The following is a 24,838-nucleotide window of genomic DNA, read 5'->3' on the forward strand; positions in this document are numbered from 1 at the left end:
GGCCGGCGGACCGCCTTGTGAGCGGAACCGGTCCCCCCAGGGCAGGGCGGTAACCCCAATATTAGTTCGCCCTTAGAACGGAACCACGCGGAAGCCCTGCCGGTCCACAGCCTGGGACGGGGTGTTAAAAGCCCGGTATCTGTGCGGCCCAGAAACTGGTCGGTATCACGCTGAGCAGCCGCTCGGTTGCGGAGGCGTAGCACCAAGAGGCAGGGTGTCTCCATGGTTCGTCGTCCCGTGGTTGCGCTCACCTGTCTGCTGCTCGCTCTGACCGCCTGCGCGGCCCCGGTGGCACCCTCCAGCGGCGCACTGGCCCTGTCCGGAGCCGACCAATCCGACGGTACGGCGTCCGCCGTACTGCCGGCGTCTGCCGCGGCGGCGACCCGCGGTGTGAAGCTCACCGGGATCAAGACGACCAACGCGACCACTGGGGTCATCACCGTGACCGGCACGATCACACCGGCCCCGGCCAAGGGCACCCGGATCCGGCTGCACCAATGGATCCCGACCACGAAGAAATGGCAGGAGATCGGCCACGGCTTCTCGGTCGGAACCGGGGTGACGATCAAGGTCACCCAGCCCGGGTCGATCCGCGACTACCGCCTGAACGTGTACGCCCAGGCGCCGTACCTGGCCGCGACTTCGAAGCCGATCACCTTCAAGCACTATGTATGGCGTGGGTTGTTCAAGCGGGGTGTGCTGGCTTCGGGTGGCAAGGCGAACCCGCAGTTCACTGTCATCCCGCCGAGCGAAGGACCGCGGCGTTCGGAGGCGGACCTGCTTGCGGACAAGGGTGGTTATGTCTGGGGCGAGGTCGACTCGACCGGCTGCCGGCACTTCAAGTCCTGGCTCGGCAACCTGACCGACGGCACTGCGCGGCTGTCGATCCACAACGGCCCGCGGGCGAAGGCGATCGCCTCGGTCCGGCAGTTGCAGGAGAGTGAGGGCAACTTCGACGCCAAGATCGACGGCGTCACCCGGCTCCGCCTGCAGGCCACCGACGTGAAGTCCGGCTACGGCCCCTACATCTCGGTCGACTCCTACCTGCTCTGCACGAACTAAGCTGCGACCTGTGTCGGAGAGCTATGGCGTTGTCGCGGCGATCGTCGTCCTCGGTCTGCTCGGGCTGATCGGTGCGTTCGCGCTGAACAAGGCGCTGACCGTCAGGTACCCGACCGAGGGCAAGCTGACGACGTACGAGTCGGGTGTCGACCCGGTCGGCGAGGGGTGGGCGCAGGTCCACATCCGGTACTACCTGTTCGCCTACCTGTACGTCATCTTCGCCGTCGACGCGGTCTACCTGTTCCCGTGGGCGACTGTCTTCGCGACCCTCGGGGTCGCCACGCTGATCGAGATGTTCGTCTTCCTCGCCTTTGTCGCAGTGGGTTTGCTCTACGCATACCGCAAGGGCGTTCTGCGCTGGACCTGAGCCGATTTTCGTCACTCTGCGTATTCGTAGTCCGATGAGTCTCGATTCTCCGGAAGTGACGGATCGTCACCTTTCCGATCCACTCAAACCGTTGCTTGATCACCGCTTGTAATTGCGCCCGGCAACAATTGTGATCGTGATCGCCATGCTCATAACGCATTGCGTCCGGGCTGTCGCCAACAGGTCGAATCGCGGTTATCGTGATTACGCCGGGGTACCACACAGTGCGAGGGTGGTGAGGCGATGAGTTGGCAACTCTGGGTGGCGATCGGCATCGTCGCGGCCGTCCTGCTCCTGCTCGCGGTGACCCGGATGCGGCATGCACAGCACGTCTTCGACGACATCACCCAGGTCGAGCGCCCAGCACCTCCGGCCACCGCCGACGAGCTCGCCGACCACCGGGCCCGCCGCGTCGCCCACGAATCCGGCCGGCACCGAAAGCACGGTTGACCCACCCCACAGGCGGTCTCGGCCGCCGAATTCGGGAGCGCCCGGTCCCCACACCGGGTCCCGCCCAGCACCGCTCATGATCGGTGGCCGCACAGCGCCGATCGTGAGCGGTGCACTCTGGGTGGTAGGTCAGTCGTTCGTTGAAGCCACCGTCCGTGCTGGGTCAGACGCTTGTTGTAGGCAACAGATTGTGTTCAGTCCAGCAAGCCGTCGCGCCGGGCGACTGCGGCGGCTTCGGTGCGGGAGCGGACGCCGAGCTTGCCGAGGATGTTCGACACGTGCACGCTGACCGTCTTCTCGCTGATGTAGAGCTCGCGGGCGAGCTGCCGATTAGTGCGCCCTTCTGCCAGCAGCTTGAGCACCTCGGTCTCGCGCGCGGTTAGTGCGCCGCCGCCCAGCCCAGGCCCTTCGGTCCCGCCGAGCTCATCGAGTAGCGGCTTTGCGCCCAGCGCCTTCGCCGTCTCCGCGGCCAGAAGCGCCTGCTCGTTCGCCTCGGAGACCTTGCCGGCCGCGCGCAGCGCGTCGGACAGCCGCGCCCGTGACCACGCCTGCTCGTGGACGTATCCGTACCCGAAGGCCTCGGTCGTCCGCCGCCACACCGCGACATGTTCCTCGGGCAACGGCGGGTCGATACCGGTCAGCCAGCGCAGCCGCTCCCACTCGGCCTCGAGCCGCGACAACCAGGCGAGCCCTTCGACACCCAGCAACCGACCGGGTGGCATGCCCTTCTCGGCCGTCGTCTGACCACCCGCGACCAGCTCGGCGCCGCGGGCGACCAGCTCCTTCGCCGCAGACGGCTCGCCGACCGCGCGGTGGCAGAGCACCTGCAGCCCGATGGCCGAGAACCGGATCCGGGCGGTGAACAACTCGGTCTGGTACACGTCCTCGGACAGCGCCGTGATGTCCTCGATCAGCTTCTCCGCATCGGCCGGCCGATCGAGCTGGCGGTACGCGTCGACGGCTGGCTGGAGCCCGTTGATCGGCAGCAGCAGATCCAGCTCCCACCACTTCCGCAGCGTCTCCAGTTCTTCGGCCACCGCGGTGTCCCCGCGCCCGCCCCGAACGTTGAACTCGATACCCCGCAAAGCGGCCGCCGACGCTGCCGGCGTACCGGAGTCGACCCGGGTGGTCTCCGTCGCCGCGTCCCACTCGCCGAGCGTGAACTGCGTCAGCGCCAGCATCCGCCGCGCGTCGAACCCGTACGCCGCCCACTGTCGCCCGAGCTCGCCGGCTCGCTTGCAGGTGGTGGCGAAGGTCGCCTTGGCCGCCTGCAGATCGCCCTCTTCGTACTGGATCGAGCCGAGCAGGAACCGGCTGCGCACCTCGGCCGCCGCGTCACCGGCCAGCTCGGCCCGCACTGCAGCCTCTTCCATCTGTCGCGCCGCGGTCGCCGGATCACCGGCCCGGCGGCGCAACTGGGCCAGCGTGATCCCGGCGTCCCCGGCGGCAGACTCCACGCCGGCCTCGCGGGCGATCTCGAGTGCCTTGTGTGCCCAGCGCTCGGCCTCCATCGACCGACCCAGACCGGCCGACACCCGTGCGTACAGCGTGGCGACCTGGGCCTTGAACACGGTGGACGGCTCGTCGGCGACCAGCTTGAGCGCCTGGGTGGCCGCTTCGTTCGCCTCCTGGTCCTGGTCGATGACCAGCGCGATGTCAGCCAGCGGAAGCAGCAGTTGGGCGCGCTGGACCTTCGGTGCGTCCGCCGGCAGCTCCACGAGCGCCTTGCGGAGCAGCTTGAGCGCACGCAGGTGCTGCGACGACAGCGTGGCCGCCATCGCGGTGTCGGCGATCAGCCAGGTCTTGTCGATCGTGTTGTCCTCGGCTGCGTTCGGGAACAGCTCCAGCGCCATCTCGTAGTGCTTGAGCGCCTCCTGCGGCGCAGCGACCGAGATCGCCTCCTGACCGGCCCGGACCCGCGCCTCGAACGCAGTCGCCAGATCATGCGAGCGCGTGGCATGGCCGGCCAGCTCAGCCGCCGTACCAGCGACGGTCTGATCCTTCAGCGCCTGCACATACGCCGCGTGCTGGCGAACACGCTCGCCCGGCAGCAGATCGTCGTACACGGCCTCGGCCAGCAGCGCGTGCCGGAAGTAGTAGCTGGCATTGCCCGGTACGTCGATGATGTGCGCGTCGATGAGCTCGCGCAGTGCGAGGTCGAGCTGGTTGTCGGGTAACCCGGCGACCGTGGTCAGCAGCGTGTGCGGAACGCGGCGGCCGGCCACCGCGATCACCCGCGCGACCTGACGAGCCTCGTCGGACAGCGGATCGAGCCGAACCAGCAGCAGATCAGCGAGATCAGGCGGTACGGCGGCGCTGTCGCCCATCGACGATGCGGCGACCAGTTCCTCGGTGAAGAACGCATTCCCGCCGGCGCGGTCGAGGATCCGCCGTACGTCGCTCTCCGGGAGCGGCTCGGTGAGCAGGGAATCGAGCAGTGAGCGCGACTCGGTGGCGTCCAGCGGCAGCAGGTTGACCCGGCGGACACGCGGGTTGCGCGACCACTCGGCGATCGGGCGACGGAGCGGGTGCCGCCGGTGCAGGTCGTCGCTGCGGTACGAGACCACGAGCGTGAGGCGCTGCGCGGTCAGCCGGGTGATCAGGAAACCGATCAGGTCCCGGGTGGAGTCGTCGGCCCAGTGCGCGTCCTCGACGATCACCAGCAGCGGCTCGCTGGTCGACAACGCGGTGAAGGCGCCGAGGACCGCGTCGAACAGCGCGGCGCGATCCAGCGGGCCGTCCTGCGGCACCGGCTGGGCGCCGATCAGGCGGTGGGTGGGCAGCAGCCGGCCGATCGCCGGGAAGTTCTTGAGCACGCTTTCGACCAGATCCGGCCGGTCACCGGCCAGCCGGCCGAAGATCTCCGAGAACGGCAGGTACGGCAGGCCGGCGTCACCGAAGTCGGTGCAGTGCCCGACCAGGACGCCGAAACCGCGCTCGTGAGCGCCGGTCGCCACCTCGTCCAGCAGGCGGGTCTTGCCGACGCCCGCGTCACCGGACAGCAGAACTGCGCCGGCGCGACGCGTTTTGGCGTCGTCAACGGCACTGAGGAGGGCAGCCATCTCGGTCGAGCGGCCGACGAGGGGTGTCGAGGTCCAGGGCACGGAGTCCATCTTCGCCCCTGGCACCGACACAAATCGACGGCATCCCGTCCGGAGAGCGCCTCCGGCAACAAAAACGCCGTCCCTGACCTGGACTATCGGGTCAGGGACGGCGGTCTGCGCGCTCATGCGGCTTTGGTGAAGGACCGGCGGGCGTGCCGCGGAGCGGGCTTGGCGGCCTGCTCCGGGCGGTGCCGGAGGCTCAGCTTGCGGAACTCACGCTTGGTGCGCTCCTGGCGGTAGGCAGTCTCTGCCTTGATCGTCTGCGGTGTGATGAACATGGTGTACCTCCCCTCAGGCTTTCCGGCCGAACAGGTGGGTCAGGGTCCGGCGGGCTCCGGTGTGACGGTGCTGCCGGAAGTCACGGGCGAGGCGCTCACGGCGGTAGTCGACCTCGGCCTTGACCGATGCGTTCGTGTACATGGGGTTCTCCTTGGTGTGGTGCCGGCGTCCTGCCGACATCAGTAACTCTGTTCTTCTGAGGTAGCTCCGCACATCGGAACTCCTCCCTATCCCGGCTCCCTAGGGGGTCCTAGGGAGTCCGGACCGGCACCTAGGAGGTGCCTGGAGGGGTGTTCACATGACGGGGTGGGCGCGGAGTTCGGGGGCGCAGGGCTCGGGCCGCTGCGTCTTCGGCTTGCGCTGGAACCAGAGCGGGCGCTGGTAGGAGCGCCGCAGCTTCTCCTGGCGGTACCGGGTCTCTGCCCGGACCGATTCTGGTGTGTAGAAGGACATGCCCAGACAGTGCTCGTCTGAGGGGGAGGGCCGCATTGGCACAACTCCCTATGCCGCGCTCAGGAGGTTCCGTAGTCCAGGCTGAGCTCGAAGTAAGAGGGGTCGAGCAAGCACTCTGCGTACTCGGCGAAGCGGTCGTCCGCGGTCCAGCTCGTCCGCTCGGTGTGCAGGAACCAGGAGCCGGTACGACGCTTGAGCAGCTTCGCCTCGGCAGTGTCGAGCGCACGGCCGCGGAGCCGCTGCTGGCAGTGGTCCGGGTGCAGTCCGGCGCGGGTCAGGGTGAGGGCGATCGAGTCACTCACCAGGCCGCGTTTCGGCAGCTCGCGCAGGTTGTCCAGCGCTGGGATCCAGCTGCGCTCCCAGGCGATCGGTTTGTTGCCGGTGAGCTGCAACCGCTCGATCACAATGAGTTTCTCGGTGCGGTCTGATCGGTGGGCGGTGTGTTCGTGGGCGATGCGGATGGTGCGGAGCTCGACGTCGAGGTCTCGGTCCGCGGGGGAGTGGGTCCAGCCGAGGCGGCCGTCGAGAGGGCGGCCGTCGAACACCACGAACGAGCCTTTGCCGGTGCGGGTGCTGATCAGGCCTTCCTCGGTCAGCTCCGACAGTGCCGCGCGGACCGTGTTCCGGCTGACCCCGAACCGGCGCGCCAGCTCGACCTCACCGGGCAGGCGGGCGCCACGCCGTACCAGCCCGGCTTTGATCTCCCGGGCGAGCACGGCTGCGACGCGCTCGTGCTTGAGGCCCTCCGGCATTAAGCGACGGCCTCCTGGCGGCGGACGGAGCGGGCGCCTGCGAGGAGCTGGACCAGGAAGCCGAGGGCGAGGGCGACCAGGACGCCGAGGTTGGCGTAGGCCCAGTCGCCGTCCTTGGCGCCGAGGCCGAACGGGCTGAGTAGATAGCCCTGCCAGGTCAGCCAGGAGGCGAGAGTGTTCGTGACCAGGCCCCAACCGATGCCGGTGGCAACGAGCATGGTGAGCACGGGCAGCCAGCGGATGTCGCCGTACCGGCCGATCGGGTCGTAGAGATCACGCTCGGCGTAGTCGCGGCGCCGGGTCGAGAGATCGGCCAGCATGATGCCGCACCAGGCCGCGATCGGGACGCCGAGCGTGATCAGGAAGCCTTGGAACTCACCGAGGAATTCGTCGCCGAAGAACACCACGTAGATGGTGCCGGCGATCATCACCACTCCGTCGATCAGCGCGGCGGCCCAGCGCGGGGCTGGGAGGCCGATCGACAGCAGCGCAAGGCCGGACGAGTAGATGTCGAGCACGGCGCCGCCGACCAGACCGAGTACGGCGACGATCACGAACGGGACCAGGAACCACGTCGGCAGTGCTGCGGCCAGCGCGCCGATCGGGTCGGCGCTGATCGCCTTGCTGAGGTCTTCGGAGGAACCGGCCAGCAGGAGACCGAAGAAGAGCAGCACGAGCGGCGCGACCGAACCACCGAACGTCGTCCAGCCGACCACGCTTTTGCTCGACGAGCTGCGCGGCAGGTAGCGCGAGTAGTCGGCGGCCGCGTTCACCCAGCCGAGTCCGAAGCCGGTCATCAGGAACACGAGCGCCCCGATCACCTGCTGCGTCGAGCCGCTGGGCAGTGCGGAGACGGCGCTCCAGTGAATCTTGTCCGCAACCAGGGCGATGTAGACCACGGTCAGGACGCCGGTGACCACGGTGATGATCGTTTGCGCTCGCATGATCAAGTCGAAGCCGAGAACACCGCAGACGACGATCAGTACGCCGACAACGAGCAGCGCGACCACCTTCGTCACCGTGCCGCCGCCCCAACCGAGCCGCTCGAACACAGTCGCCGTGGCGAGCGTGGCGAGGATGGTCAGCACGGTCTCCCACCCGACCGTCAGCAGCCACGACACCAGCGACGGCAGTTTGTTGCCCCGCACCCCGAAGGCCGCCCGGCTCAACACCATCGTCGGCGCCGAACCCCGCTTGCCCGCCAACGAGATCAGCCCACACAGCAGGAACGAAAACACGATCCCGACCGCCCCGGCCACCACCGCCTGCCAGAACGAGATCCCGAACCCCAGCGCGAACGCCCCGTAACTAAGCCCAAGCACCGAAACGTTGGCCCCGAACCACGGCCAGAACAGCTGACCCGGCCGCCCCTTCCGGTCCGCGTCCGCAATCACGTTCAGCCCGTTGCTCTCCACGCCAAAGCTGCGGGACTCCACCTGCTCAGACACGTTGCCTCCAGCCGGAATGAACCTGTTCAGTCCTGTTCAATCAAGGTAGTCGACAATGGGCCGCATGCGAAGCGCAGCGGTGGACGGATTCGAGCTCGACTACGACCGATCCGGCGAAGGCCCAGCAGTGGTCCTCCTCCACGGCTGGCCCGGCGACCGAACCGACTACCGCCTACTAACCCCACTCCTGACCGACCGCGGCTTCGAGGTCGTCGTACCGGACCTTCGCGGCTTCGGCGGCTCGTACGTCGCCGGTATCGATCCCACGCGGTTGGACTCACCTGCTGCTGTCGACCCCACTCAGTACGGTGCGGCTGGGCAGGCTCGGAGTGTGATCGGGTTGATCGAGGAGCTCGGGCTGGATCGTCCGGTGCTCGCCGGGTACGACGTCGGCAGTCGGGTCGCGCAGGCGATTGCGCGCACGCACCCCGAGTTGATCGACGGACTGGTTATCGCGCCGCCGTTGCCGGGGATTGGGAAGCGGGTGTTCTCCGAGCAGGCTCAGCGCGAGTTCTGGTACCAGTCGTTCCACCGCCTACCGCTGATCGAGGAACTGATCGACGGCAAGCCCGAGGCCGTCCGGTCGTACCTGAACCACTTCTGGCAGCACTGGTCCGGCCCGGGATTCGTACCGGAGATCGACCACCTCGTCGAGGTGTACTCGGTCCCAGGCGCGTTCACCGCCTCGCTGAACTGGTACCGCGGCGGCTCCGGCGCGGTCGCGATGTCCGCAGCCGAGACGGCACCCGCGTCGTACGACCGGATCAACGTGCCAACCGTCGTACTGTGGCCCGAGTTCGACCCCCTGTTCCCGCGTGCCTGGTCGGACCGGCTCGACGACTTCTTCAGCGACGTCCGGCTGCGGACCGTCGACGGCGTCGGACACTACGCGCCGCTGGAGTACCCGGAAATCCTCGCCGAGGAGATCGCCGGACTAGGCTGACCCCATGTCCCAGACCGACCTGCCGCTGCCGGCCGTGCGCCCGGCCGTGGGTGCGCTCGCCAAGCTCGCGCCCACCCCGGTCCGGTACCTGCTGAACTGGGGCCGGAAGTACTCCCTGTGGGTGTTCAACTTCGGCCTGGCCTGCTGCGCGATCGAGTTCATCGCGGCGTCGATGGGACGGCACGACTTCATCCGGCTCGGCGTCATCCCGTTCGCCCCCGGACCACGGCAAGCCGACCTGATGGTCGTCTCCGGCACGGTCACCGACAAGATGGCGCCGGCCATCAAGCGCCTCTACGACCAGATGCCGGAGCCGAAGTACGTCATCTCGTTCGGCTCCTGCTCCAACTCCGGCGGCCCCTACTGGGACTCCTACTGCGTCACCAAAGGCGTAGACCAGATCATCCCGGTCGACGTCTACGTCCCCGGCTGCCCGCCGCGCCCCGAGGCACTCCTACAAGGCATCCTTAAACTCCAGGAGAAAATCGCCGGCGAGAAACTCACCGACCGGTACGACGAACCGTCCGCCGCCGCGCTCACCCGCGACCTGGTGCCGCCGCAATGAGCACCGGCGCTGGTGTCAGCGACGCCCTGAACGCCCTCACCACCGCCGGCATCGAAGCGGTCGCCGCAGACAGCTTCGGTCCCACGACCATCGACGTACCGGCCGCCGCCTGGGTCGCCGCGCACGAGGTGCTGCGGGACGGAGTCGGCTTCACCTTCTTCGACTTCCTGTCCGCCTCCGACGAACTCACCGACGGCTTCCGCATCGTCACGCACTTAGCCGACTTCTGGGGCGGCGCACACGTAGACCACGTCCTGGTCCGCACCCTCATCCCACGCGACAACCCGCGCCTCCCCACCCTCTCCGACCTGTACGCCGGCGCGAACTGGCACGAGCGCGAGACCCACGAGATGTTCGGCATAACCTTCGACGGCCACCCGAACCTGGTCCCCCTCCTCCTCCCCGACGGCTTCGAAGGCAACCCCCTCCGCAAAGAATTCATCCTCGCCGCCCGAGTAGCCAAACCCTGGCCCGGCGCCAAAGAACCCGGCGAATCCGACCACGCCCCCACCCCCGGCGCCCCCTCCCGCCGCCGCACCCTCCCACCCGGCGTACCCGACCCCGACTCCTGGGGCCCCCGCCCACCCGGCACCCCCGACCCAGACCCCCTAGCCCCCGCCCGAGCCGCCGCCACCCCCGCCCGCCCCCGCCGAGCCGCCGCAGACCGCCGAACCCGCAAATCAGCAGAACCCACCCCACCCGCAAACGCGGTGTCGCCCGCGACCGACGTCCCACCCGCGGATACGCCTGCAGATGCCGTCCCGCCCCCGGCTGTCACCCCACCCGCAAACCCGGCTCCGCCGACGGATGTCACCCCACCCGTGAACGCGGTTCCGCCGACTGCCGTCACCCCACCCGTGGACGCGGTGTCGGATGCGGAGAACGCTTCGGACGCGGATGCGGATGGTGCTTCGCCTGGGGACGCGGTTCCGCCCGCGTAGGACGCGTCGCCCGCGGATACGCCTGCGCCTGCAGATGCCTTCCCGCCGACGGATGTGACCCCACCCGTGAACGCGGTTCCGCCGACCGGTGTCTCCCCGCCCGTGGATGTGGTGTCGCCTGCGGAGCAGGCCGCGGATGCGGATGGTGCTTCGCCGACGGATGTGACCCCAACCGCGAAGGCGCTTCCGCCGAGGACGTCACCCCGCCCGCGGATGTGTTGTCGGATGCGGAGGGGCCACGGATGCGGATGCTGCTCTGGGGCGGATGCGCTTGGGGTGCGGTTCCGCCCGCGGGACCTGCAGCGCCTGCGGATGTGGATGCGGACGCACCGCAGCGCGAGCCGCCGGCCGCCACGACATCGGCGGCTGGATCCAACTTCCCCTCGCCTAAGAACTTGTCTGACCGCGTAGCTAAGAACACGTAGTAGTCGCCCCGCCCGCGGATCCGCCCGTGTGCGAACGCTCTCACCCGCCGACCGGCACGCACCTCTACGTGTCCTTCCCGACGCCAAGGCTGCTCGGCGGGAACGCCGCTACGCCGAGGGCGCGTGCCCCGAAGGCGGCGGGCTAGCGATCGGCAGGAAAGTCGGCGGCGTGCTCGCGCGCCCAGGCGGCGAAGGTCAACGCGGGGCGGCCGGTCAACGTGGCGACTGTTGTGGTGACGGGTTCAGGGGAGGAGACGAGTGATGCCCAGTAGGTGACTGCGCTGTCGGCCAGCAAAGGGTCGGCGCCTTGGGCGAGCATCGCGTCGCGAGCCGCAGAATCGGTCAACGCTTCGACCCGGATCGGCCGGCCGATGACACCAGCGATCGTGGCGACCTGGTCTTCCTGGGTGATGGCTTCGGGCCCGGTCAGCTCATAGATCTCCCCGATGTGGTGCTCACCCAACAAAGCCAGTACGGCGACCGCCGCGATATCGCGCTCGTGGATCAGCGACCGCGCAGCCTTCGGATACGGGAGTTGTACGGCGCCGGCCCGGATCTGCTCGGCCCACGCGAGCGTGTTCACGGCGAACCCGCTCGGCCGCACGAAGGTCCAGTCCCGATCCTTCAGCAGCTCCTCGATTTCGCCCCAGAACCCACCCCCACCCAGCGTGGACAGGTACACGACCCGCCGCGGCAGCTCCGCAACAACGGCCGCAGCACCTTCCGACGAGAACCACGGCCACAGCAGGAAGGCGGCATCCGCCCCGACTGCGGCCCGTCGTACGGCGGCTGGGTCTTGCAGATCACCGGCCACCAGTTCGACGTCCGCGGGTAGATCCGCGAGGTCCGGCGTACGGACCAAGGCGCGGACTGTGACGCCTGCGGCGCGGAGGCCGGTGACGATGTGGCGGCCGGTACGGCCGGTGGCTCCGATGACCAGAACTGTGCTCATGACGCCCACCTTCGGACCTCAACGGTGGTTCAGGTCAAGCGGGAGTCGATAGGGTGGCGGGCATGCTGGAGTTCGTGGTGCGGGTGGTCGGCGTGATCGTCGCCTTCCTGGTGGCGCCGCTGGTGGTCGGTCAGGCCGAGCACAAGGTGATGGCGCACATGCAGTCACGGCTCGGGCCGATGTACGCCGGGGCTTTCCACGGCTGGGCGCAGTTGGTGGCGGACGGGGTGAAGTTCGTCCAGAAGGAGAGCGTGGTTCCGGCGGCCGCGGATCGGCGGGTGTTCGAGTGGGCGCCGTTTGTCGCGATCCTGCCGTACATGGCCGCGCTCGCGGCGATCCCGATCGCGCCGGGCATTGTCGGCGCGGATCTGGAGTCCGGGCTGTTCTTCGTGCTTGCGGTGATGAGTGTCGGAGTGCTCGGTTCGCTGATGGCGGGGTGGGCGAGCGGGAACAAGTACAGCCTGCTCGGCGGTCTGCGGGTCGCGGCCCAGCTGATGAGCTACGAGCTTCCGTTCGTGCTGTCCGCGGCGAGTGTCGCCGTCGCCGCCGGTTCGCTGAGTCTGACCGGGATCGCCGACGCCTGGAACCCGTGGTGGTTGCTCTGGCAGCTTCCCGGCATGGTCGTCTTCTTCATCGCCGGCCTGGCCGAGCTCCAGCGCCCGCCCTTCGACATGCCGGTCGCCGACTCCGAGGTCATCTTCGGTCCGTACACCGAGTACACCGGCCTCCGGTTCGCCCTCTTCCTGCTTGCCGAGTACGCCGGCATCGTCATCCTCTCGGCCCTCACCGCCGTACTGTTCCTGGGCGGCTGGTCCGGCCCCGGCCCCGATTCGATCGGCTGGATCTGGACCATTCTGAAGACCGCCGTGGTCGCCTTCGTGGTGATCTGGGTCCGCGTCTCGTTCCCCCGCATGCGCGCCGACCAACTCCAGAAGCTCGCCTGGCAGGTCCTGGTACCGGTGGCGCTGGCCCAGCTCGCGATCACCGGCATCGGCGTAGTCCTGACCTAGCGCCCGACCATCTGTGGCGCTAGCGACAGGACGTATGGGTATGCGGCGGCGCTCGCGCGGCTCGGCCTCGCGGGCGCCGCTGTCTACGTATACGACTACCTCCTGTTCTTAGCGTCACTCAGGGAGTGGCGAGGGCTTCGGTGGGGGAGAGGCGGGCTGCGCGGATCGCCGGGTAGAGACCGGCCAGGCCGCCGATGACCAGGGTGGCGGCTACTCCGCCGGCTAGGGCCCAGGGTGGGATGACTGTCAGCCAGTTCTGGTACGACGCGTAGGCGGCCGTGACCGCGGATCCGAGGAGCGCCCCGCCGATCCCGCCGAGCGCGGAAAGCAGTAGGGACTCGGTGAGGAACTGGGTGCGGATCTGCCCGCGGGTTGCGCCGAGTGAGCGGCGGAGGCCGATTTCGGCGCGGCGTTCCAGGACCGAGATCACCATGATGTTGGCGACGCCGACACCGCCGACCAGGAGTGCGACCGCGCCGAGGCCGAGTAGTAGACCGGTGAAGGCCTGACCGGCGGCCTGTTTGGCCGCGAGTGCGTCGGACGGGCGGGACACCTCGACCTCGTTCGGGGCCTCCGGGTTGGCCGTTGCCCCGAGCACCGATCGGACCGCCTCGACCTGGGCGTCGTCCGAGCGGGTGTAGATCGTGGTTGCGTGTCCGTCGAAGGCCAGCGAACTGGCGGCGGCCGGCCAGCCCATCAACGCGGCAGCGTCCAGTTCGGGGGCCAGCGCGGCCGGTTCGAGGATGCCGAGCACGGTGAACCAGGTGTTGCCGATCAGCACCTGGACTTCCGGTCCTGCACGAGTGATCCCGAGTCGCTCGGCCGCGCCGGCGCCGAGCACGGTCGCCGGATAGCGGCCGGTCGCGGCGTCGAGCCACTTGCCGCTGCGAAGCGTTGCGCCGATCGTGTCGAGCAGATTCGTCCGGGCGGCGTACGCGATGATGCCGTTCGTCTCGATGGCCGGGATCTTGTTGCTCCGGTACACCGACGCGCCGTCGACCGTCCCGACCGCCGACTCGGCCCGGACGGGTGCGATCCGGCCGACCATCTCCTCCGCGGTGAGTGGCAGCTGAGCCTGCTCGCCGGTCAGCCGGGTTCCCGGCGCGACCGTGAGCAGATTGGTGCCTAGGGCATCGAGTTGGCCGTCGAGCTCGGCGCGCGAGGACGACGAGATGCCGACCACCGCGATCATCGCGGCGATCCCGATCGCAATCCCCAACGCAGACAAGAACGCCCGCATCGGCCGGGTGCGCAATCCGACCGCACCAACCCGTACGACGTCGCGCACCCCCAGCCCCGCCGGCCGCAACTCGCTCACTCCCCGTCCCGCACGGCTCATGTCGCCTCCTCCAGGATTAGGCCGTCGCGCATTCGGACCTGGCGTGGCAGGGCGGCGGCGATGTCTCGGTCGTGGGTGATGACGACGACCGTGGTGCCGCTTGCGTGCAGGTCGCGCAGGAGCTCCATCACGCCGGCACCGGACGCGGAGTCCAGCGCTCCGGTCGGCTCATCAGCCAGCAGTACGGCGGGTTCGCCCGCGACCGCTCGTGCCACGGCGACGCGTTGTCGCTCGCCACCGGATAGCTCATGGGGTTCGTGGTCCATCCGGTGGGCGAGGCCGACCCGTTCCAACGCGGTCGCGGCCCGCTTGCGTCGTACCGATGATCGGAGGCCCGAGTAGAGAAGACCGTCGGCCACGTTGTCCAGGGCACGGCGGCCGGACGCCAGGTGGAACTGCTGGAACACGAACCCGATCCGGGTCGCCCGCAACGCGGACAGACCCGAGTCGGAGAGTCGCGCGACGTCGTACTGATCGATCCGGACCGTGCCGGAGCTCGGCCGGTCGAGGGTGCCGAGGACGTTCAGCATCGTCGACTTGCCGGAACCGGACGGGCCGACGATCGCGACCAGTTCGCCGCGGTCGATCCGCAGGCTGACTCCGCCGAGGGCGGTCACCCCGCCCGGGTACACCTTGGTCACCTTGCTCAACTCGATCATTTCGGGATCCCGACTACGGTCCCGGTCTTGATCCCGGCACCGCTGATCTCGACCTGACCGCTCGCGAACAGGCCGGCCTTCACCGGCACGTACCGGGACGACGTACCGTCGGTGACCTCGACGCCGAAGCCGCCTTCGCGCAGGGCGACCAGCGCGGCGATCGGGACGGTCAGTACGTTCTTGCGTTCCGAGGCGGTGAAGGTGACGTCGACGGAGGCGAGTGCCCAGGCCGCGACCGCCTTTTGGTTGTCGATGGCAACGATCACCTCGACCTTGGTCTCCGGATCCTTGTCCGGGCTCGCGGCCGGGATGATCACCGTCGACACCTTCTCCACCTTGCCCGGTACGGACTTTCCGTCCGGCAAGGTGAGGTCGACCTTCGACTGTGGCTTCGCGAGCCGCTGGTCTGCAGCGTCCAGTTGAACCGTGACGGCCTTCCGGGTACCGGTGTAGGTGAGCACCGGCTGATTCGGACCGAGTGGTGCGCCTTCCTCGGCCTGCACACTGTCGACCCGGATGTGGGCAGGCGCGAAGAGCACAGCCCCGAGTTCCACCACCCCGGTCTCGTCCAGGCCGAGGTCCTCCTGCCACTCCTCGACAGCCTCGGCCGTGTTGGCGGTGTACTCGTCATCAACGGTGAAACCGTCGTAACCCATCGCCAGCAGGTTCTGCTCGAGCTGCCGGACGTCCGGTCCCTCGCTCCCGGTCGCCAACCGCCGGTACGACGGCAGTGCGCCGTACAGCAACGTGGTTGGCTTGTTGTCGACGCTGTAGACGGTGTTGCCGCGCCGGAGCTCCTGACCGCTGTCAGGCAGGCTGGTGATCGTTCCGGCGACCCGGTTGACCGCAGTGGCCGTCGTACCGAAGCCGAGCTCGCCGTCTTCGGTCTCGGTGTCCTTGAGCGTCTGCTGAGTGACCTTAGTGGTGTTGACCGGCAGCGGCTGCGCGGTCTGGTTCGCAGCCTGGCTGGTGTCGCCCCGGTTCACCAGGAACGCGCTCATCGCTCCGCCGGCGGCCAGGACGACCACAGCGGTCAGCACTCTGCGCATCAGCGCGCCGCCAGGATGCTCTGGCACGCGTCCTGTGCCTTCTGGAAGTCGGGGTCGTCACCGACCTCCGGGCCGATCATGACGCCGCGCTGACCCGGCTTCGGGTCCGGGAACTTCTCCACGCCGTTCTTCCGCATGCACTCGGCGTACTTGCGCCCGTTCTCCTCCTGCTGCGGATCCGGCGCGCTGTCGGCCTGCGGGTTGTACTGCCGGCACGCCTCCATGGCCTTGTCGACCTGCTCCCGGGAGACGCCCGACTCCGGGCCGAACTTCAGCAACGGTCCCTTGCCAGGCTCCGGGTCCGGTACGTCCAGCCCGTTCTCCCGCAGGCACTGGGTGAACTTGACCGCCATCTCGTCCCGGCTCAGGCTGGGCGGCGCACTGGTCGGTGCGGTGGCCTGCGACTGGGCGCCGGAGCCGGACGCGACCTGCGTGTCCGGTGCGTTCCCTCCACAACCAGTCAGCATCAGTACGACGGCCGCCAGCGCCGCGGTGGCCAGGGTGGTCTTGCGCATGACATCTCCTCGTGTTCGGTGATGTCGACAGCTTTCGCGGCAGGCCGTTTCCCGGCTGTTTCCGAGAGCGATAACGCGGAGGAAACCTGGTCGTCGGGGATCATGGGGACTGTGCGCGTACTGGTGGTCGAGGACGAGCCGCTGCTGGCAGCAGCGATCGCGGAGTGGTTGCGCGACGACTCGCATGCGGTCGACGTGGCGGGAGACGGCGCCGCCGCGCTCGAACGGCTGACCACGAACGAGTACGACGTACTGGTGCTGGACCGCGACATCCCCGTCGTACACGGTGATGAGGTGTGCCGGCAGGTGGTGGCGTCCGGGTCGATGACTCGGGTGCTGATGCTGACTGCGGCGGCTGCGGTCACGGACCGGGTCTTCGGGCTGGGGCTCGGTGCGGACGACTACCTGACCAAGCCGTTCGCGTTCGCTGAGCTGGCCGCACGGGTGCTGGCGCTGGGTAGGCGGAGTCATCCGGCCGATCCACCGGTACTGCGGCGTGCAGGCGTCACGCTGGATCCGGCGCGGCACGAGGTGTTCCGGGACGGTCGCTATGTCCCGCTGTCCAAGAAGGAGTTCGCCGTACTCGCGGAGCTCCTCAGAGCCGACGGTGCGACTGTGTCGGCCGAACAACTGCTGGAGAAGGCATGGGACGAGCACGTGGATCCGTTCACCGGAGTGGTGCGGCTGACCATCCTCAAGCTGCGCCGGAAGCTGGGCGAACCCGGACTGGTGGAGACCGTCACCGGCGTTGGCTACCGCATCCCCTGACGCTGCGGGGGCGGTTGACTCTCCTGTACGGCGGCCTGTTCCTGGCGGCCGGCGCACTGCTGCTCGGGCTGACGTATGTGCTGTTCAGCAACAATTTCGGGCAGCAGTACCGAGTGATCGTGCAGGGGACCTATCTCACCCCGCCACCGGGAGGGCAGGCGCCGCTGCCGAACCAGGTGTTCACGACGACCAAGGACGGCGCTGTGATCACCGGTGCGGCTGCTGAGCAGGCGATGCGGGAGCAGCGTGAGCAGGTGCGGCGGGCGGCTACCAAGTCGCTTGTAACCCAGGGGAGCATCGCATTGGTTGCGGTTGGCGCGCTGGCGGCCGGGTTCGGGTGGCTGGTCGCCGGGCGGGTGCTGGCGCCGCTGCACCGGGTCACGGACACGGCGCGACGCATTGCGGCGTCACCGGCGGCGCTGCACGAGCGGATCGCGCTGCGGGGACCGGATGACGAGGTGAAGAACTTGGCGGACGCGTTCGACACCATGGTTGAGCGGCTGGACCATTCGTTCGACGGTCAGCGGCGGTTCGTCGCCAACGCGTCGCATGAGTTACGGACGCCGCTCACTCTTGGGCGGGCGCTGGTTGAGGTGGCTATGCATCGGCGGACGGCCTCCGCGGATGTGCGGGAACTGGGGGAGAGCCTGCTCACGATCAACGCTCGGCATGAGCAGCTGATCGACGGGCTGCTGATTCTGGCCGACTCGGAGAAGCAGTTGACCACGCTGTACCCGGTCAACCTTGCGGATGTCGTCGACCACGTTGCCGGTCAGCTCGGTGCGGAGGCTGCCGCGACCGGGGTCGAGGTCATCCGCGGTCCCGGCGACGCGCCGACCCGGGGTGACGCGCTGCTGCTGGAACGCCTCGTCCACAACCTGGTGGAGAACGGCATCCGTCACAACCTTCCTGAGGGCGACAGGTGGGTCCGGGTGATTTCGCGGACCGCGGACGACCAGGTGCAGGTCGAGGTGACCAACACCGGGCCGGAGATCCCGCCGTACGAGGTGGAGGCGTTGTTCAAGCCGTTCTACCGGCTAGGTTCCGAACGACTGGTCGGTGGCAAGGGAGCCGGACTGGGCCTGTCGATCGTCCGCTCCGTAGCCGAAGCCCACGGCGGAACCGTCACCGCCATACCCCGCCCCGCAGGCGGTCTGCAGATCACCGTCACCCTCCCAACCGACCCGAGCTAGAGCAGCCCCGGAGCAGTCGAGGGGAGCTCGCCCGCGACTCGGCCGACGCCGACCCAGTCCGCCATTCGGATCAGGACCTCGCCAGGAATGGCGCTGGGTCGCCGTACCCGAGGTCGGTCAGGCCGGCCTTGACGAACGCGTCGACGACGAGCGTCCGGCGTACGGCGGCGAACGTGAGCACGTGCGCAATCATGCTCCCGTAGCTGGACACCTTGGGCGGAGCGCAGGTCGAGTCGACGAAGGTTTCGTCGAAGGTGTTCTCGGCGCTGACCCGGCGGACGAGTTCGAGGAAGCGCGGTCCGGCCACGTCGTAGCGATCGCGGAGCTGGCCCAGGGACACGGCCCGACCGCTCTCGGGGAACTCGAACGGTTCGGCGGCGACGGCCGCGAGCCACATCTCGAGTTGCCAGACCATCCGGTCCAGCATCCGCCTCGGCGTGATCGGCGGCTCGTCCAGATCGGGTGCGGGGATCGGGCCGTCGAGGACCTCGGGGGAGATGTCGCGGGCGCGGTCGATCAGTTCGCCGAGCAGACTCACGTGGTGGTCGGCGAGACCGGTGACGATGTCCATGCTGGTGACCTTTCGTCGGGCCGGCAGGCGGAGACCCGCCGGTGGATGGAAATGGACCCCGCTCGGTGCGTCGAGGAAGAACGGGTGCGTCGGCTGTCGGCGCCACTGTTTCGGCGTCGTCCCGTAGGACCGGGAGAACGCCCGCGTGAACGCCTCGTGCGACCCGAACCCGGCATCGACCGCGATATCGAGAATGCCGCGGTCAGTACCGGCCAGCTGGTACGCCGCTCGTTCCAGCAGCAGCCGTCGTCGCAGAGCGATCGGGGTCTCGCCCGCCACCGCCGTCGCGATCCGGTCGCAGTGGAACCGCGACAGGTGCAACCGCCGAGCCAGCTCGGCCCCGGACGCGGACACGTCGTCCATGCTCTCGCCGACCACATCCACCAACGCCACGAACAGATCCATACCTAGATCCTGCCGATCCGCGGCCTGCCGGTCTTGACCGCTTTTGCTCACTGTCTTCTGAGATTCACCTGGGCGCCACTGCCGAGCCGTTGATCTCTCGGCTCATCCCTGATGGCATTGGTCCGGACCAATCAACCATGCTTCGGAGGAGCCCGTGAACCGCCCCCTCGCAATCACCGCTCTCGGTATCGTCGCCGCCACCAGCCTGCTCGCCACCTCCGCGTTCGGCGTTGCCGACGCCCCGTCCGCCCGTACGCAGAAGGTGCTGGTGATCGGCATCGACGGTGCGATGCTGACCAAGATCCAGGCCTTCAACACCCCGGCCATGAAGAGCCTGATCAGTACCGGCTCGGCCGCCAAGACCTCCTTGTACGCCTCGCCGTTCGCCCCGACCGTCTCGGGACCGGGGTGGGCGACCAACGCGACCGGCGTCTGGCCGGACAAGCACAAGGTCAAGAGCAACAACTGGGGGACGGGTTCGAACCTGACCCAGTACCCGGACTTCCTGACCCGGATCGAGCGCGCCCGCCCCGAACTGTCGACGTACGCGATCGCCGACTGGACGCCGCTGACCACCAACAGCGCCGGGCAGGCGATCTTCAGCGACGAGATCCAGAAGAAGGTGACGCTCGACGGCGACGCCCTCGGCTGGGCGGCCGCCGACGCCAAGATCGCGACCGACGCCGCGGCCTATCTGAAGGACACCGGCCCTGACGCGTCCTTCGTGTACTTCGGGGACGTCGACATCGCCGGACACAGCTGTGGTGCCGCCGGTGCCTGCTACCGGAAGGCCACCGAGCAGACCGACAAGCACATCGCGACGCTGCTGAGCGCGGTCCGCGCGCGGCCGACGTACTCGAACGAGGACTGGACGATCCTGGTCACCTCCGACCACGGCCACACCGAATCCGGCGGTCACGGCGGCAGCTCGGTCGCGGAGCGGTCGTCGTTCATCATCCGCAACGGCCCCGGTACGACGCCTGGTACGCCGGCGGTCGCCCCGAAGAACGTGGATATCGCGGCCATCGTGCTGAGCCGGTTCGGCGTGGTTGCGCCCGATATCGACGGTCTCGCGACACCGCCTGCGGATCCGTTCGACTCGCTCGTCGGCTCACTGCAGCCGCGACTGGACGAGACCGGCGTACCGGCTGATGTGAAGGGCTGGACGCACTCCACGCCGGCGGGATGGACGATCGACAACGCTGGCCTCGGTACCGGTGGTGTGCGCGAATGGCAGGGCTGGTCGTTCACCACGGACGACTTCTGGACCCGCGCCGCTCCTGACCAGTCGCGTGAAGGCAATGTGCGGGCTCGTGGTGTCTTCGCGGTTGCCGACTCGGATGAGTGGTCCGATAAGTCGCGCAGCGGGCTCTTCAACAGCAAGCTGTCGTCGCCGGCGTACGACGTCACCGGCGCCGCGACCGCGACCGTCACCTTCTCCTCGCACTACCTGAAGAGCGGCAACGAGACCGCGACCGTGCTCGCCACCTTCGACAACGCGGCCCCCAAGCCGGTCCTCACCTACACCGCCGACGCCATCGCCAAACAGGAGCGCCTCACCATCCCCGTCCCCGCCGGCGCCCGCACCCTCAAGCTCACCTGGTCCCTCACCAACGGCGACAACGACTGGTACTGGGCCATCGACAACCCCAAGGTCAGTCGCTAGTCACTCAACCTCTCGATAGAGGGCGAGGAACAGTTCTCCGGAGGTCACCAGCCGCCCAACCTGGCGGATGATGACCGGGCCGGCGGCTTGGGCGGGGACCGGGGCGAGGTGGAGACCGGAGGCCGGGCCGTCGGCTGGGGTGAACTCGTAGGTCCGGCCGCCTGGCGTGCCTGCGAGTTCGAGCGTGTGTGCCCGCCCGCTGCCTTCGACGCCGAAGACGGCGAGGTACGGCTCGAAGGCGGGGCCCTGGATCTCGATGTTCGAGTTGCGCTGATCGGTGGACGTGGGAGTGGCCATGCCCTCGTCCAGGCGGTACTGGCGACCGTGGAACTGGGCGAAGACCGGGAGTTCGACGTAGTTGTACGGGGGACCGAAGGCGCGGATCTCGGCGCGGGTGTAGACGGCGGCACCCAGCAGAAGGCCGGGCGACTTCACCTCACGACCGTTGCCGTCGACAACCGTTGCAGTCAGCTGGACCGTCCGGCCGACGCGCACGCCCAGGTCCTGGCTCGGATCGGCGCCGAACCGCTCACCCGGCAGCGGATCGGACACGTTGTCGCAGGGCCTGGTCGTGATGACCTTGCCGCCGAGCCGCAGTACGACGGCGCCCATGCCGCTCGCCGCCCCGTTGCCGGGGATCGTGCAGAAGATCCGGAAGTCGACCTTCGTGTCGGTCGGGGTCCAAGAGAACGACAGTGGCCGATCGCCGACCCGGGCCACCTGCAGTTCGGCGCCGGCAACCGTGGCCTGGTAGTTGACGCCTTTGACGACGTAGTCGCCCTTGGCCGGCTTGACCGGGCTGGTCGGCATGCCGTCGGTCGGGGACGCCGTGACCCGCGTCGGCAGGGGAGTCGGGGTCGTCGCCGGTTCGCTGCGATCGAGGACCGGCGTACCGGTGAGCACGACAGCGACCGTAACCACGCAGGCCGCTGCCCAGACCACCCCGGTCGCGATCCGGCGGCGCCGTACCTGGGTTGCCCGGTGGTGTACCTCGGTGAGCGGGACCGGGGTGGTGAGGTCGATCTCGGCCGCCTGGTCGCTGAGGTGGCGCCGAAGTTCGTCGAGGCTCATGACTGCTCCAGGGAGACGAGACGGGGATCGATGCGGAGTTTCGCCAGCGCCCGGCTGGTCTGGCTCTTGACGGTGCCGACCGAACAGCCGAGCACCCGCGCGGTCTCCGCCTCCGAGAGGTCCTCGTAGAACCGCAGTACGACGACCGCCCGCATCCGCCGGGGGAGTCGCCTCAACGCGCTGCCCAGGTCGACCGCGGGTTCGCCGTCGTACTGCGGGTCGTGGGGGAGTTCGTCGGTCGGGTACTCGCCGTTCCAGCGGCGGCGCCACCAGGCGGAGTAGGTGTTCAGCATCGTCCGGTGCACATACGCCCCCGGCTCCTCGATCCGGGCCCACGCCAGCCAGCACTTGGCCAGCGTCGTCTGCACCAGGTCCTCGGCCAGCGCCCGGTCCTGGGTCAGCAGGTACGCCGTCCGCAGCAGCTGCCCGTATCTAGCCGCGACGAAGTCCTCGAACTCCGCCCGGTCCCGTGTCATTCCCACACCCTCCCCGAGTACCTGGGCCACTCCGGAGGTTGCATGCTGTCGATCTGGGCTCAGCTGGTTCGTTGCAGGGGTGAGACTAGGAACCAGGAGGTCATGATGACGCAGTACTTGCTGAGCATTTACCAGCCCGACGGACCCGTGCCCGAGCCGGAGGTGCTCGAGAAGATCATGCGCGAGCTGCAGGCGGTCAACGAGGAGATGCAGGCGGCGGGCGCCTGGGTGTTCGCAGTCGGCCTCCACCCGCCGGAAACCGCAACCGTCCTGAAGGCATCCAGCGGCGACGTCCTGGTCACCGACGGCCCCTACATCGAGGGCAAGGAACACCTAGGCGGTTTCACAGTCATCGAAGCCGACGACCTGGACGCCGCCCTCCACTGGGCACGCAAGGTAGCCGAGGTCCTCGAGCCCCTCGCGATCGAGGTGCGGCCCGCCCAAGGCTGACCGTCGCCGAGGTGCCCCGGGCCGAGAACGCCCTCCGCCCGTGCCGGATCTGCTCGGGAGCTGACCGCCCCCTGAAACTCCGCATGGCGCCCCCGACCACATCAGTAGGGTCGGCGGTATGCCGGGATTTGAGTTGATTTGTGAAGTGGAGCCGCCGACGCGGCCTGAGCTCAAGAAGGTGCGGCACCAGATCGGGGTGATGAGCCCGATCGCGGACGCGTTCCTCATCCCGGACAACCACATCGGGCGGGCGACCGTCTCGAGCGTTGCGGTGGCTAATGAGGTGCAGGCGATGGGGTCGCGCGGGATCGCCTGCTTGAACTCGCGCGACCGCAACCTGCTCGGCTTCCGGCGTGACCTGCTCACGGCGGCGGCGTACGGCGTCGAGCAGTTCCTCTTCGTCCACGGCGACGACCCGGCCGAGGGCGCCCGCACCAGCCAACTCACAGTCCGCGCAATGATCGAGCAGACCCGCGAGACGTCGTACCCGGGTCTCAAGCCCTTCCAGGTCGGCGCGACCACTCGCCTGCGCCCGGTCCCGCGGTGGAAGGCCGAGGCCGACTTCTTGTTCGTGCAGATCAGTTACGACGTCGACGAGCTCCTCCGCTGGCGCGAATCCGTCGACCTGAACATCCCCGTCTACGCCGGCGTGATGGTCCTCGCCAGCCCGACGATGGCCCGCAACCTGGCTGCCCTCCCACAGCTCACCATCCCCGACAGCCTGATCAAAGCGGTCGACCAGGATCGCGAGGCCGGCGTCGACCACGCCTGCGAACAGATCCTCCGCATCCGTGACTCGGGTGCCTTCGACGGCGTTCACCTGATACCGGTGAGCCGTTACCGTCAGGTTGCGGCCCGCCTGGAAAGGGAGCTGGTCGCACCAGATCGGCGCGGAACCGACTAGTGTCCTGCTAATACAGGAGTTCGACGGGGAGGTGGAGCGTGGCTGTACCGGGGAGAGGTCTGATCGATGGGCTGAAGGTCACCGCGAAGACCTTGGGCCGTCGGTCCGTCACGGAGCAGTATCCGGACGTCCAGCCGGAGCTCCCGCCGCGGTCGCGGGGTGTGATCGCGTTGATGGAGGAGAACTGCACCTCCTGCATGCTCTGTGCGCGCGAGTGCCCGAGCTGGTGCATCTACATCGACTCGCACACGGAGACGGCGCCGTCGGTGGGGGAGCAGGCGCGGGAGCGTAGCCGGAACGTGCTGGATCGGTTCGCGATCGACTTCAGCCTGTGCATGTACTGCGGGATCTGCATCGAGGCCTGCCCGTTCGACGCGTTGTTCTGGTCTCCCGAGTTCGAGTACGCCGAGACCGAGCTCCGCAACCTCACGCACGAGAAGGACCGCCTGCGGGACTGGATGTGGACCGTCCCGGCCCCACAGCCGATCGACCCGGGCCCGACCGTAACCGCCGCGGAGGGCGAGGCGTGACGACTGCTCTCTTCGCTGTCGCCGGTGCGGTGGCAGTGGCCTCCGCCGTGATGGTCGTGACCTCGCGCCGGATCGTGCACGCGGCCCTCTGGCTGGTCGTCACGCTCGGCGCAGTCGCCGGATGTTTCGGCGCCCTGCATGCCGAGTTCGTCGCCCTCGTCCAGATCCTCGTGTACGTCGGCGCGATCGTCGTACTAGTCCTGTTCGCCCTGATGCTCACCAAGGCCCCGACGAATCCGCTCCCCAATCTGACCACCGCCCGCAGCCCGTTCGCGGCCGCCGTCGCGGTCGTCCTCGCGCTGTTGCTCGGTTCCGGCGTGGTATTTGCCTTCGGCAACCAAAAGATCGGTACCGTTCCAGCCGGGTCCGCAAACGCTGTCGGTACGTCGATCTTCCAGACCTGGGTGCTCCCGTTCGAGATCCTGTCGGTGCTGCTGCTGGCCGCGCTGATCGGAGCGATCGCGTTGTCCCAGCGGAAGAAGGAGGACTGA

Annotated in this window: 27 protein-coding genes and 1 pseudogene; 14 read left to right on the top strand and 14 right to left on the bottom strand. The window is 68.4% G+C overall.

Annotation, left to right across the window (positions count from 1 at the left end):
• Positions 1-222 precede the first annotated feature (222 nt).
• From ACFTSF_RS13190 to ACFTSF_RS13200, 3 genes are all read left to right on the top strand, one after another.
• The gene (locus ACFTSF_RS13190) at positions 223-1,062 is read left to right on the top strand and encodes a hypothetical protein (RefSeq protein WP_380154056.1); all 840 of its coding nucleotides are present in this window, start codon (positions 223-225) and stop codon (positions 1,060-1,062) included.
• A gap of 10 nt (positions 1,063-1,072) precedes the next feature.
• Positions 1,073-1,429 carry an NADH-quinone oxidoreductase subunit A gene (locus tag ACFTSF_RS13195; protein WP_344144278.1) on the top strand — a complete coding sequence of 119 codons (357 nt, stop codon included), beginning with the start codon at positions 1,073-1,075 and terminating at the stop codon, positions 1,427-1,429.
• A 243-nt stretch (positions 1,430-1,672) separates the two neighbouring features.
• Positions 1,673-1,879 carry a hypothetical protein gene (locus ACFTSF_RS13200; RefSeq protein WP_380154057.1) on the top strand — a complete coding sequence of 69 codons (207 nt, stop codon included), beginning with the start codon at positions 1,673-1,675 and terminating at the stop codon, positions 1,877-1,879.
• Positions 1,880-2,073: 194 nt separating this feature from the next.
• Here ACFTSF_RS13200 and ACFTSF_RS13205 read toward each other — a convergent pair whose 3' ends face one another.
• The 6 genes from ACFTSF_RS13205 to ACFTSF_RS13230 all read right to left on the bottom strand — a co-directional run bounded on the left by ACFTSF_RS13205 (position 2,074) and on the right by ACFTSF_RS13230 (position 7,915).
• Positions 2,074-4,992, bottom strand: a complete 2,919-nt coding sequence (locus ACFTSF_RS13205) for an AAA family ATPase (RefSeq protein WP_380154058.1) — start codon at positions 4,990-4,992, stop codon at positions 2,074-2,076.
• 113 nt (positions 4,993-5,105) lie between these two features.
• Entirely contained in the window at positions 5,106-5,261 is a 156-nt protein-coding gene (locus tag ACFTSF_RS13210; RefSeq protein ID WP_344144284.1) for a hypothetical protein, read from the bottom strand.
• 13 nt (positions 5,262-5,274) lie between these two features.
• Complete coding sequence (locus ACFTSF_RS13215) at positions 5,275-5,403, bottom strand: hypothetical protein (protein ID WP_380154059.1); 129 nt, start codon at positions 5,401-5,403, stop codon at positions 5,275-5,277.
• A gap of 153 nt (positions 5,404-5,556) precedes the next feature.
• Complete coding sequence (locus tag ACFTSF_RS13220) at positions 5,557-5,715, bottom strand: hypothetical protein (protein ID WP_344144287.1); 159 nt, start codon at positions 5,713-5,715, stop codon at positions 5,557-5,559.
• Positions 5,716-5,774: 59 nt separating this feature from the next.
• Positions 5,775-6,467 (bottom strand): GntR family transcriptional regulator, encoded by a 693-nt coding sequence (locus tag ACFTSF_RS13225; RefSeq protein ID WP_380154060.1) that lies wholly within the window; start codon positions 6,465-6,467, stop codon positions 5,775-5,777.
• Entirely contained in the window at positions 6,467-7,915 is a 1,449-nt protein-coding gene (locus ACFTSF_RS13230; protein WP_380154061.1) for a purine-cytosine permease family protein, read from the bottom strand. The genes ACFTSF_RS13225 and ACFTSF_RS13230 overlap by 1 nt, the downstream gene beginning before the upstream one ends.
• 64 nt (positions 7,916-7,979) lie before the next feature.
• Here ACFTSF_RS13230 and ACFTSF_RS13235 point away from each other — a divergent pair, with 64 nt between their 5' ends.
• The 3 genes from ACFTSF_RS13235 to ACFTSF_RS13245 are packed head-to-tail and all read left to right on the top strand — an operon-like array spanning position 7,980 to position 10,364.
• Complete coding sequence (locus tag ACFTSF_RS13235) at positions 7,980-8,858, top strand: alpha/beta fold hydrolase (RefSeq protein ID WP_380154062.1); 879 nt, start codon at positions 7,980-7,982, stop codon at positions 8,856-8,858.
• Positions 8,859-8,862: 4 nt separating this feature from the next.
• Complete coding sequence (locus ACFTSF_RS13240) at positions 8,863-9,423, top strand: NADH-quinone oxidoreductase subunit B family protein (protein ID WP_344144299.1); 561 nt, start codon at positions 8,863-8,865, stop codon at positions 9,421-9,423.
• Positions 9,420-10,364 carry an NADH-quinone oxidoreductase subunit C gene (locus ACFTSF_RS13245; RefSeq protein WP_380154063.1) on the top strand — a complete coding sequence of 315 codons (945 nt, stop codon included), beginning with the start codon at positions 9,420-9,422 and terminating at the stop codon, positions 10,362-10,364. The genes ACFTSF_RS13240 and ACFTSF_RS13245 overlap by 4 nt, the downstream gene beginning before the upstream one ends.
• 567 nt (positions 10,365-10,931) lie before the next feature.
• Here the strand turns inward: ACFTSF_RS13245 and ACFTSF_RS13250 are convergent.
• Positions 10,932-11,741: an SDR family oxidoreductase gene (locus tag ACFTSF_RS13250; protein WP_380154064.1), complete on the bottom strand. Its 810-nt coding sequence runs from the start codon at positions 11,739-11,741 to the stop codon at positions 10,932-10,934.
• 62 nt (positions 11,742-11,803) lie between these two features.
• On the opposite strand from ACFTSF_RS13250, the gene ACFTSF_RS13255 reads away from it, so the two are divergent.
• Positions 11,804-12,751, top strand: a complete 948-nt coding sequence (locus ACFTSF_RS13255) for a complex I subunit 1 family protein (protein WP_344144311.1) — start codon at positions 11,804-11,806, stop codon at positions 12,749-12,751.
• A 118-nt stretch (positions 12,752-12,869) separates the two neighbouring features.
• Here the strand turns inward: ACFTSF_RS13255 and ACFTSF_RS13260 are convergent, their stop codons facing one another.
• The 4 genes from ACFTSF_RS13260 to ACFTSF_RS13275 are packed head-to-tail and all read right to left on the bottom strand — an operon-like array spanning position 12,870 to position 16,313.
• On the bottom strand, positions 12,870-14,090 hold the full coding sequence (locus ACFTSF_RS13260; RefSeq protein ID WP_380154065.1) for an ABC transporter permease: 1,221 nt from the start codon (positions 14,088-14,090) through the stop codon (positions 12,870-12,872).
• Positions 14,087-14,749 (bottom strand): ABC transporter ATP-binding protein, encoded by a 663-nt coding sequence (locus ACFTSF_RS13265; protein ID WP_380154066.1) that lies wholly within the window; start codon positions 14,747-14,749, stop codon positions 14,087-14,089. Before ACFTSF_RS13265 ends, ACFTSF_RS13260 begins: the two co-directional genes overlap by 4 nt.
• Entirely contained in the window at positions 14,746-15,825 is a 1,080-nt protein-coding gene (locus ACFTSF_RS13270) for a peptidoglycan-binding protein (RefSeq protein ID WP_380154067.1), read from the bottom strand. Before ACFTSF_RS13270 ends, ACFTSF_RS13265 begins: the two co-directional genes overlap by 4 nt.
• Entirely contained in the window at positions 15,798-16,313 is a 516-nt protein-coding gene (locus tag ACFTSF_RS13275) for a hypothetical protein (RefSeq protein WP_344144324.1), read from the bottom strand. Before ACFTSF_RS13275 ends, ACFTSF_RS13270 begins: the two co-directional genes overlap by 28 nt.
• Positions 16,314-16,424: 111 nt before the next feature.
• Between ACFTSF_RS13275 and ACFTSF_RS13280 the strand changes: the two genes are divergently transcribed.
• Entirely contained in the window at positions 16,425-17,081 is a 657-nt protein-coding gene (locus ACFTSF_RS13280) for a response regulator transcription factor (protein ID WP_344145573.1), read from the top strand.
• Positions 17,082-17,095: 14 nt separating this feature from the next.
• Positions 17,096-18,274 carry a sensor histidine kinase gene (locus tag ACFTSF_RS13285; protein WP_380154068.1) on the top strand — a complete coding sequence of 393 codons (1,179 nt, stop codon included), beginning with the start codon at positions 17,096-17,098 and terminating at the stop codon, positions 18,272-18,274.
• Between the two features lie 70 nt (positions 18,275-18,344).
• Here the strand turns inward: ACFTSF_RS13285 and ACFTSF_RS13290 are convergent, their stop codons facing one another.
• Positions 18,345-19,250 (bottom strand): AraC family transcriptional regulator, encoded by a 906-nt coding sequence (locus tag ACFTSF_RS13290; protein WP_344144327.1) that lies wholly within the window; start codon positions 19,248-19,250, stop codon positions 18,345-18,347.
• Positions 19,251-19,404: 154 nt separating this feature from the next.
• Here ACFTSF_RS13290 and ACFTSF_RS13295 point away from each other — a divergent pair, with 154 nt between their 5' ends.
• Positions 19,405-20,916, top strand: coding sequence for an alkaline phosphatase family protein (locus ACFTSF_RS13295; protein WP_380154069.1), 1,512 nt, complete (start codon positions 19,405-19,407; stop codon positions 20,914-20,916).
• On the opposite strand, the gene ACFTSF_RS13300 is transcribed toward ACFTSF_RS13295, so the two are convergent.
• Positions 20,917-21,987, bottom strand: a complete 1,071-nt coding sequence (locus ACFTSF_RS13300) for a hypothetical protein (protein ID WP_380154070.1) — start codon at positions 21,985-21,987, stop codon at positions 20,917-20,919.
• Positions 21,984-22,463 carry a SigE family RNA polymerase sigma factor gene (locus ACFTSF_RS13305; protein WP_380154071.1) on the bottom strand — a complete coding sequence of 160 codons (480 nt, stop codon included), beginning with the start codon at positions 22,461-22,463 and terminating at the stop codon, positions 21,984-21,986. Before ACFTSF_RS13305 ends, ACFTSF_RS13300 begins: the two co-directional genes overlap by 4 nt.
• A 105-nt stretch (positions 22,464-22,568) precedes the next feature.
• Between ACFTSF_RS13305 and ACFTSF_RS13310 the strand changes: the two genes are divergently transcribed.
• The 4 genes and pseudogenes from ACFTSF_RS13310 (at position 22,569) to ACFTSF_RS13325 (ending at position 24,838) form a co-directional block, all read left to right on the top strand.
• A complete protein-coding gene (locus tag ACFTSF_RS13310) occupies positions 22,569-22,913 on the top strand; it encodes a YciI family protein (protein WP_380154072.1) in 345 nt (114 codons plus the stop codon).
• A gap of 118 nt (positions 22,914-23,031) precedes the next feature.
• On the top strand, positions 23,032-23,817 hold the full coding sequence (locus tag ACFTSF_RS13315) for a methylenetetrahydrofolate reductase (RefSeq protein ID WP_380154073.1): 786 nt from the start codon (positions 23,032-23,034) through the stop codon (positions 23,815-23,817).
• A 173-nt stretch (positions 23,818-23,990) separates the two neighbouring features.
• Positions 23,991-24,206 (top strand): annotated as a pseudogene (locus tag ACFTSF_RS13320) (4Fe-4S binding protein); the annotation flags it as partial.
• 137 nt (positions 24,207-24,343) lie between these two features.
• On the top strand, positions 24,344-24,838 hold the full coding sequence (locus tag ACFTSF_RS13325) for an NADH-quinone oxidoreductase subunit J (protein WP_380154074.1): 495 nt from the start codon (positions 24,344-24,346) through the stop codon (positions 24,836-24,838).

Origin of the sequence: Kribbella sp. NPDC056951 (genome assembly GCF_042674205.1) — a bacterium.
Lineage (GTDB): Bacteria > Actinomycetota > Actinomycetes > Propionibacteriales > Kribbellaceae > Kribbella > Kribbella yunnanensis.

Bases quoted from the DNA above. Each gene is read 5' to 3' on its own strand.
- ACFTSF_RS13190 (WP_380154056.1), top strand. From the start codon at position 223: ATGGTTCGTCGTCCCGTGGTTGCGCTCACCTGTCTGCTGCTCGCTCTG.
- ACFTSF_RS13200 (WP_380154057.1), top strand. From the start codon at position 1,673: ATGAGTTGGCAACTCTGGGTGGCGATCGGCATCGTCGCGGCCGTCCTG.
- ACFTSF_RS13205 (WP_380154058.1), bottom strand. From the start codon at position 4,992: ATGGACTCCGTGCCCTGGACCTCGACACCCCTCGTCGGCCGCTCGACC.
- ACFTSF_RS13210 (WP_344144284.1), bottom strand. From the start codon at position 5,261: ATGTTCATCACACCGCAGACGATCAAGGCAGAGACTGCCTACCGCCAG.
- ACFTSF_RS13215 (WP_380154059.1), bottom strand. From the start codon at position 5,403: ATGTACACGAACGCATCGGTCAAGGCCGAGGTCGACTACCGCCGTGAG.
- ACFTSF_RS13220 (WP_344144287.1), bottom strand. From the start codon at position 5,715: ATGTCCTTCTACACACCAGAATCGGTCCGGGCAGAGACCCGGTACCGC.
- ACFTSF_RS13225 (WP_380154060.1), bottom strand. From the start codon at position 6,467: ATGCCGGAGGGCCTCAAGCACGAGCGCGTCGCAGCCGTGCTCGCCCGG.
- ACFTSF_RS13235 (WP_380154062.1), top strand. From the start codon at position 7,980: ATGCGAAGCGCAGCGGTGGACGGATTCGAGCTCGACTACGACCGATCC.
- ACFTSF_RS13240 (WP_344144299.1), top strand. From the start codon at position 8,863: ATGTCCCAGACCGACCTGCCGCTGCCGGCCGTGCGCCCGGCCGTGGGT.
- ACFTSF_RS13245 (WP_380154063.1), top strand. From the start codon at position 9,420: ATGAGCACCGGCGCTGGTGTCAGCGACGCCCTGAACGCCCTCACCACC.
- ACFTSF_RS13250 (WP_380154064.1), bottom strand. From the start codon at position 11,741: ATGAGCACAGTTCTGGTCATCGGAGCCACCGGCCGTACCGGCCGCCAC.
- ACFTSF_RS13255 (WP_344144311.1), top strand. From the start codon at position 11,804: ATGCTGGAGTTCGTGGTGCGGGTGGTCGGCGTGATCGTCGCCTTCCTG.
- ACFTSF_RS13260 (WP_380154065.1), bottom strand. From the start codon at position 14,090: ATGAGCCGTGCGGGACGGGGAGTGAGCGAGTTGCGGCCGGCGGGGCTG.
- ACFTSF_RS13265 (WP_380154066.1), bottom strand. From the start codon at position 14,749: ATGATCGAGTTGAGCAAGGTGACCAAGGTGTACCCGGGCGGGGTGACC.
- ACFTSF_RS13275 (WP_344144324.1), bottom strand. From the start codon at position 16,313: ATGCGCAAGACCACCCTGGCCACCGCGGCGCTGGCGGCCGTCGTACTG.
- ACFTSF_RS13290 (WP_344144327.1), bottom strand. From the start codon at position 19,250: ATGGATCTGTTCGTGGCGTTGGTGGATGTGGTCGGCGAGAGCATGGAC.
- ACFTSF_RS13300 (WP_380154070.1), bottom strand. From the start codon at position 21,987: ATGAGCCTCGACGAACTTCGGCGCCACCTCAGCGACCAGGCGGCCGAG.
- ACFTSF_RS13305 (WP_380154071.1), bottom strand. From the start codon at position 22,463: ATGACACGGGACCGGGCGGAGTTCGAGGACTTCGTCGCGGCTAGATAC.
- ACFTSF_RS13310 (WP_380154072.1), top strand. From the start codon at position 22,569: ATGACGCAGTACTTGCTGAGCATTTACCAGCCCGACGGACCCGTGCCC.
- ACFTSF_RS13315 (WP_380154073.1), top strand. From the start codon at position 23,032: ATGCCGGGATTTGAGTTGATTTGTGAAGTGGAGCCGCCGACGCGGCCT.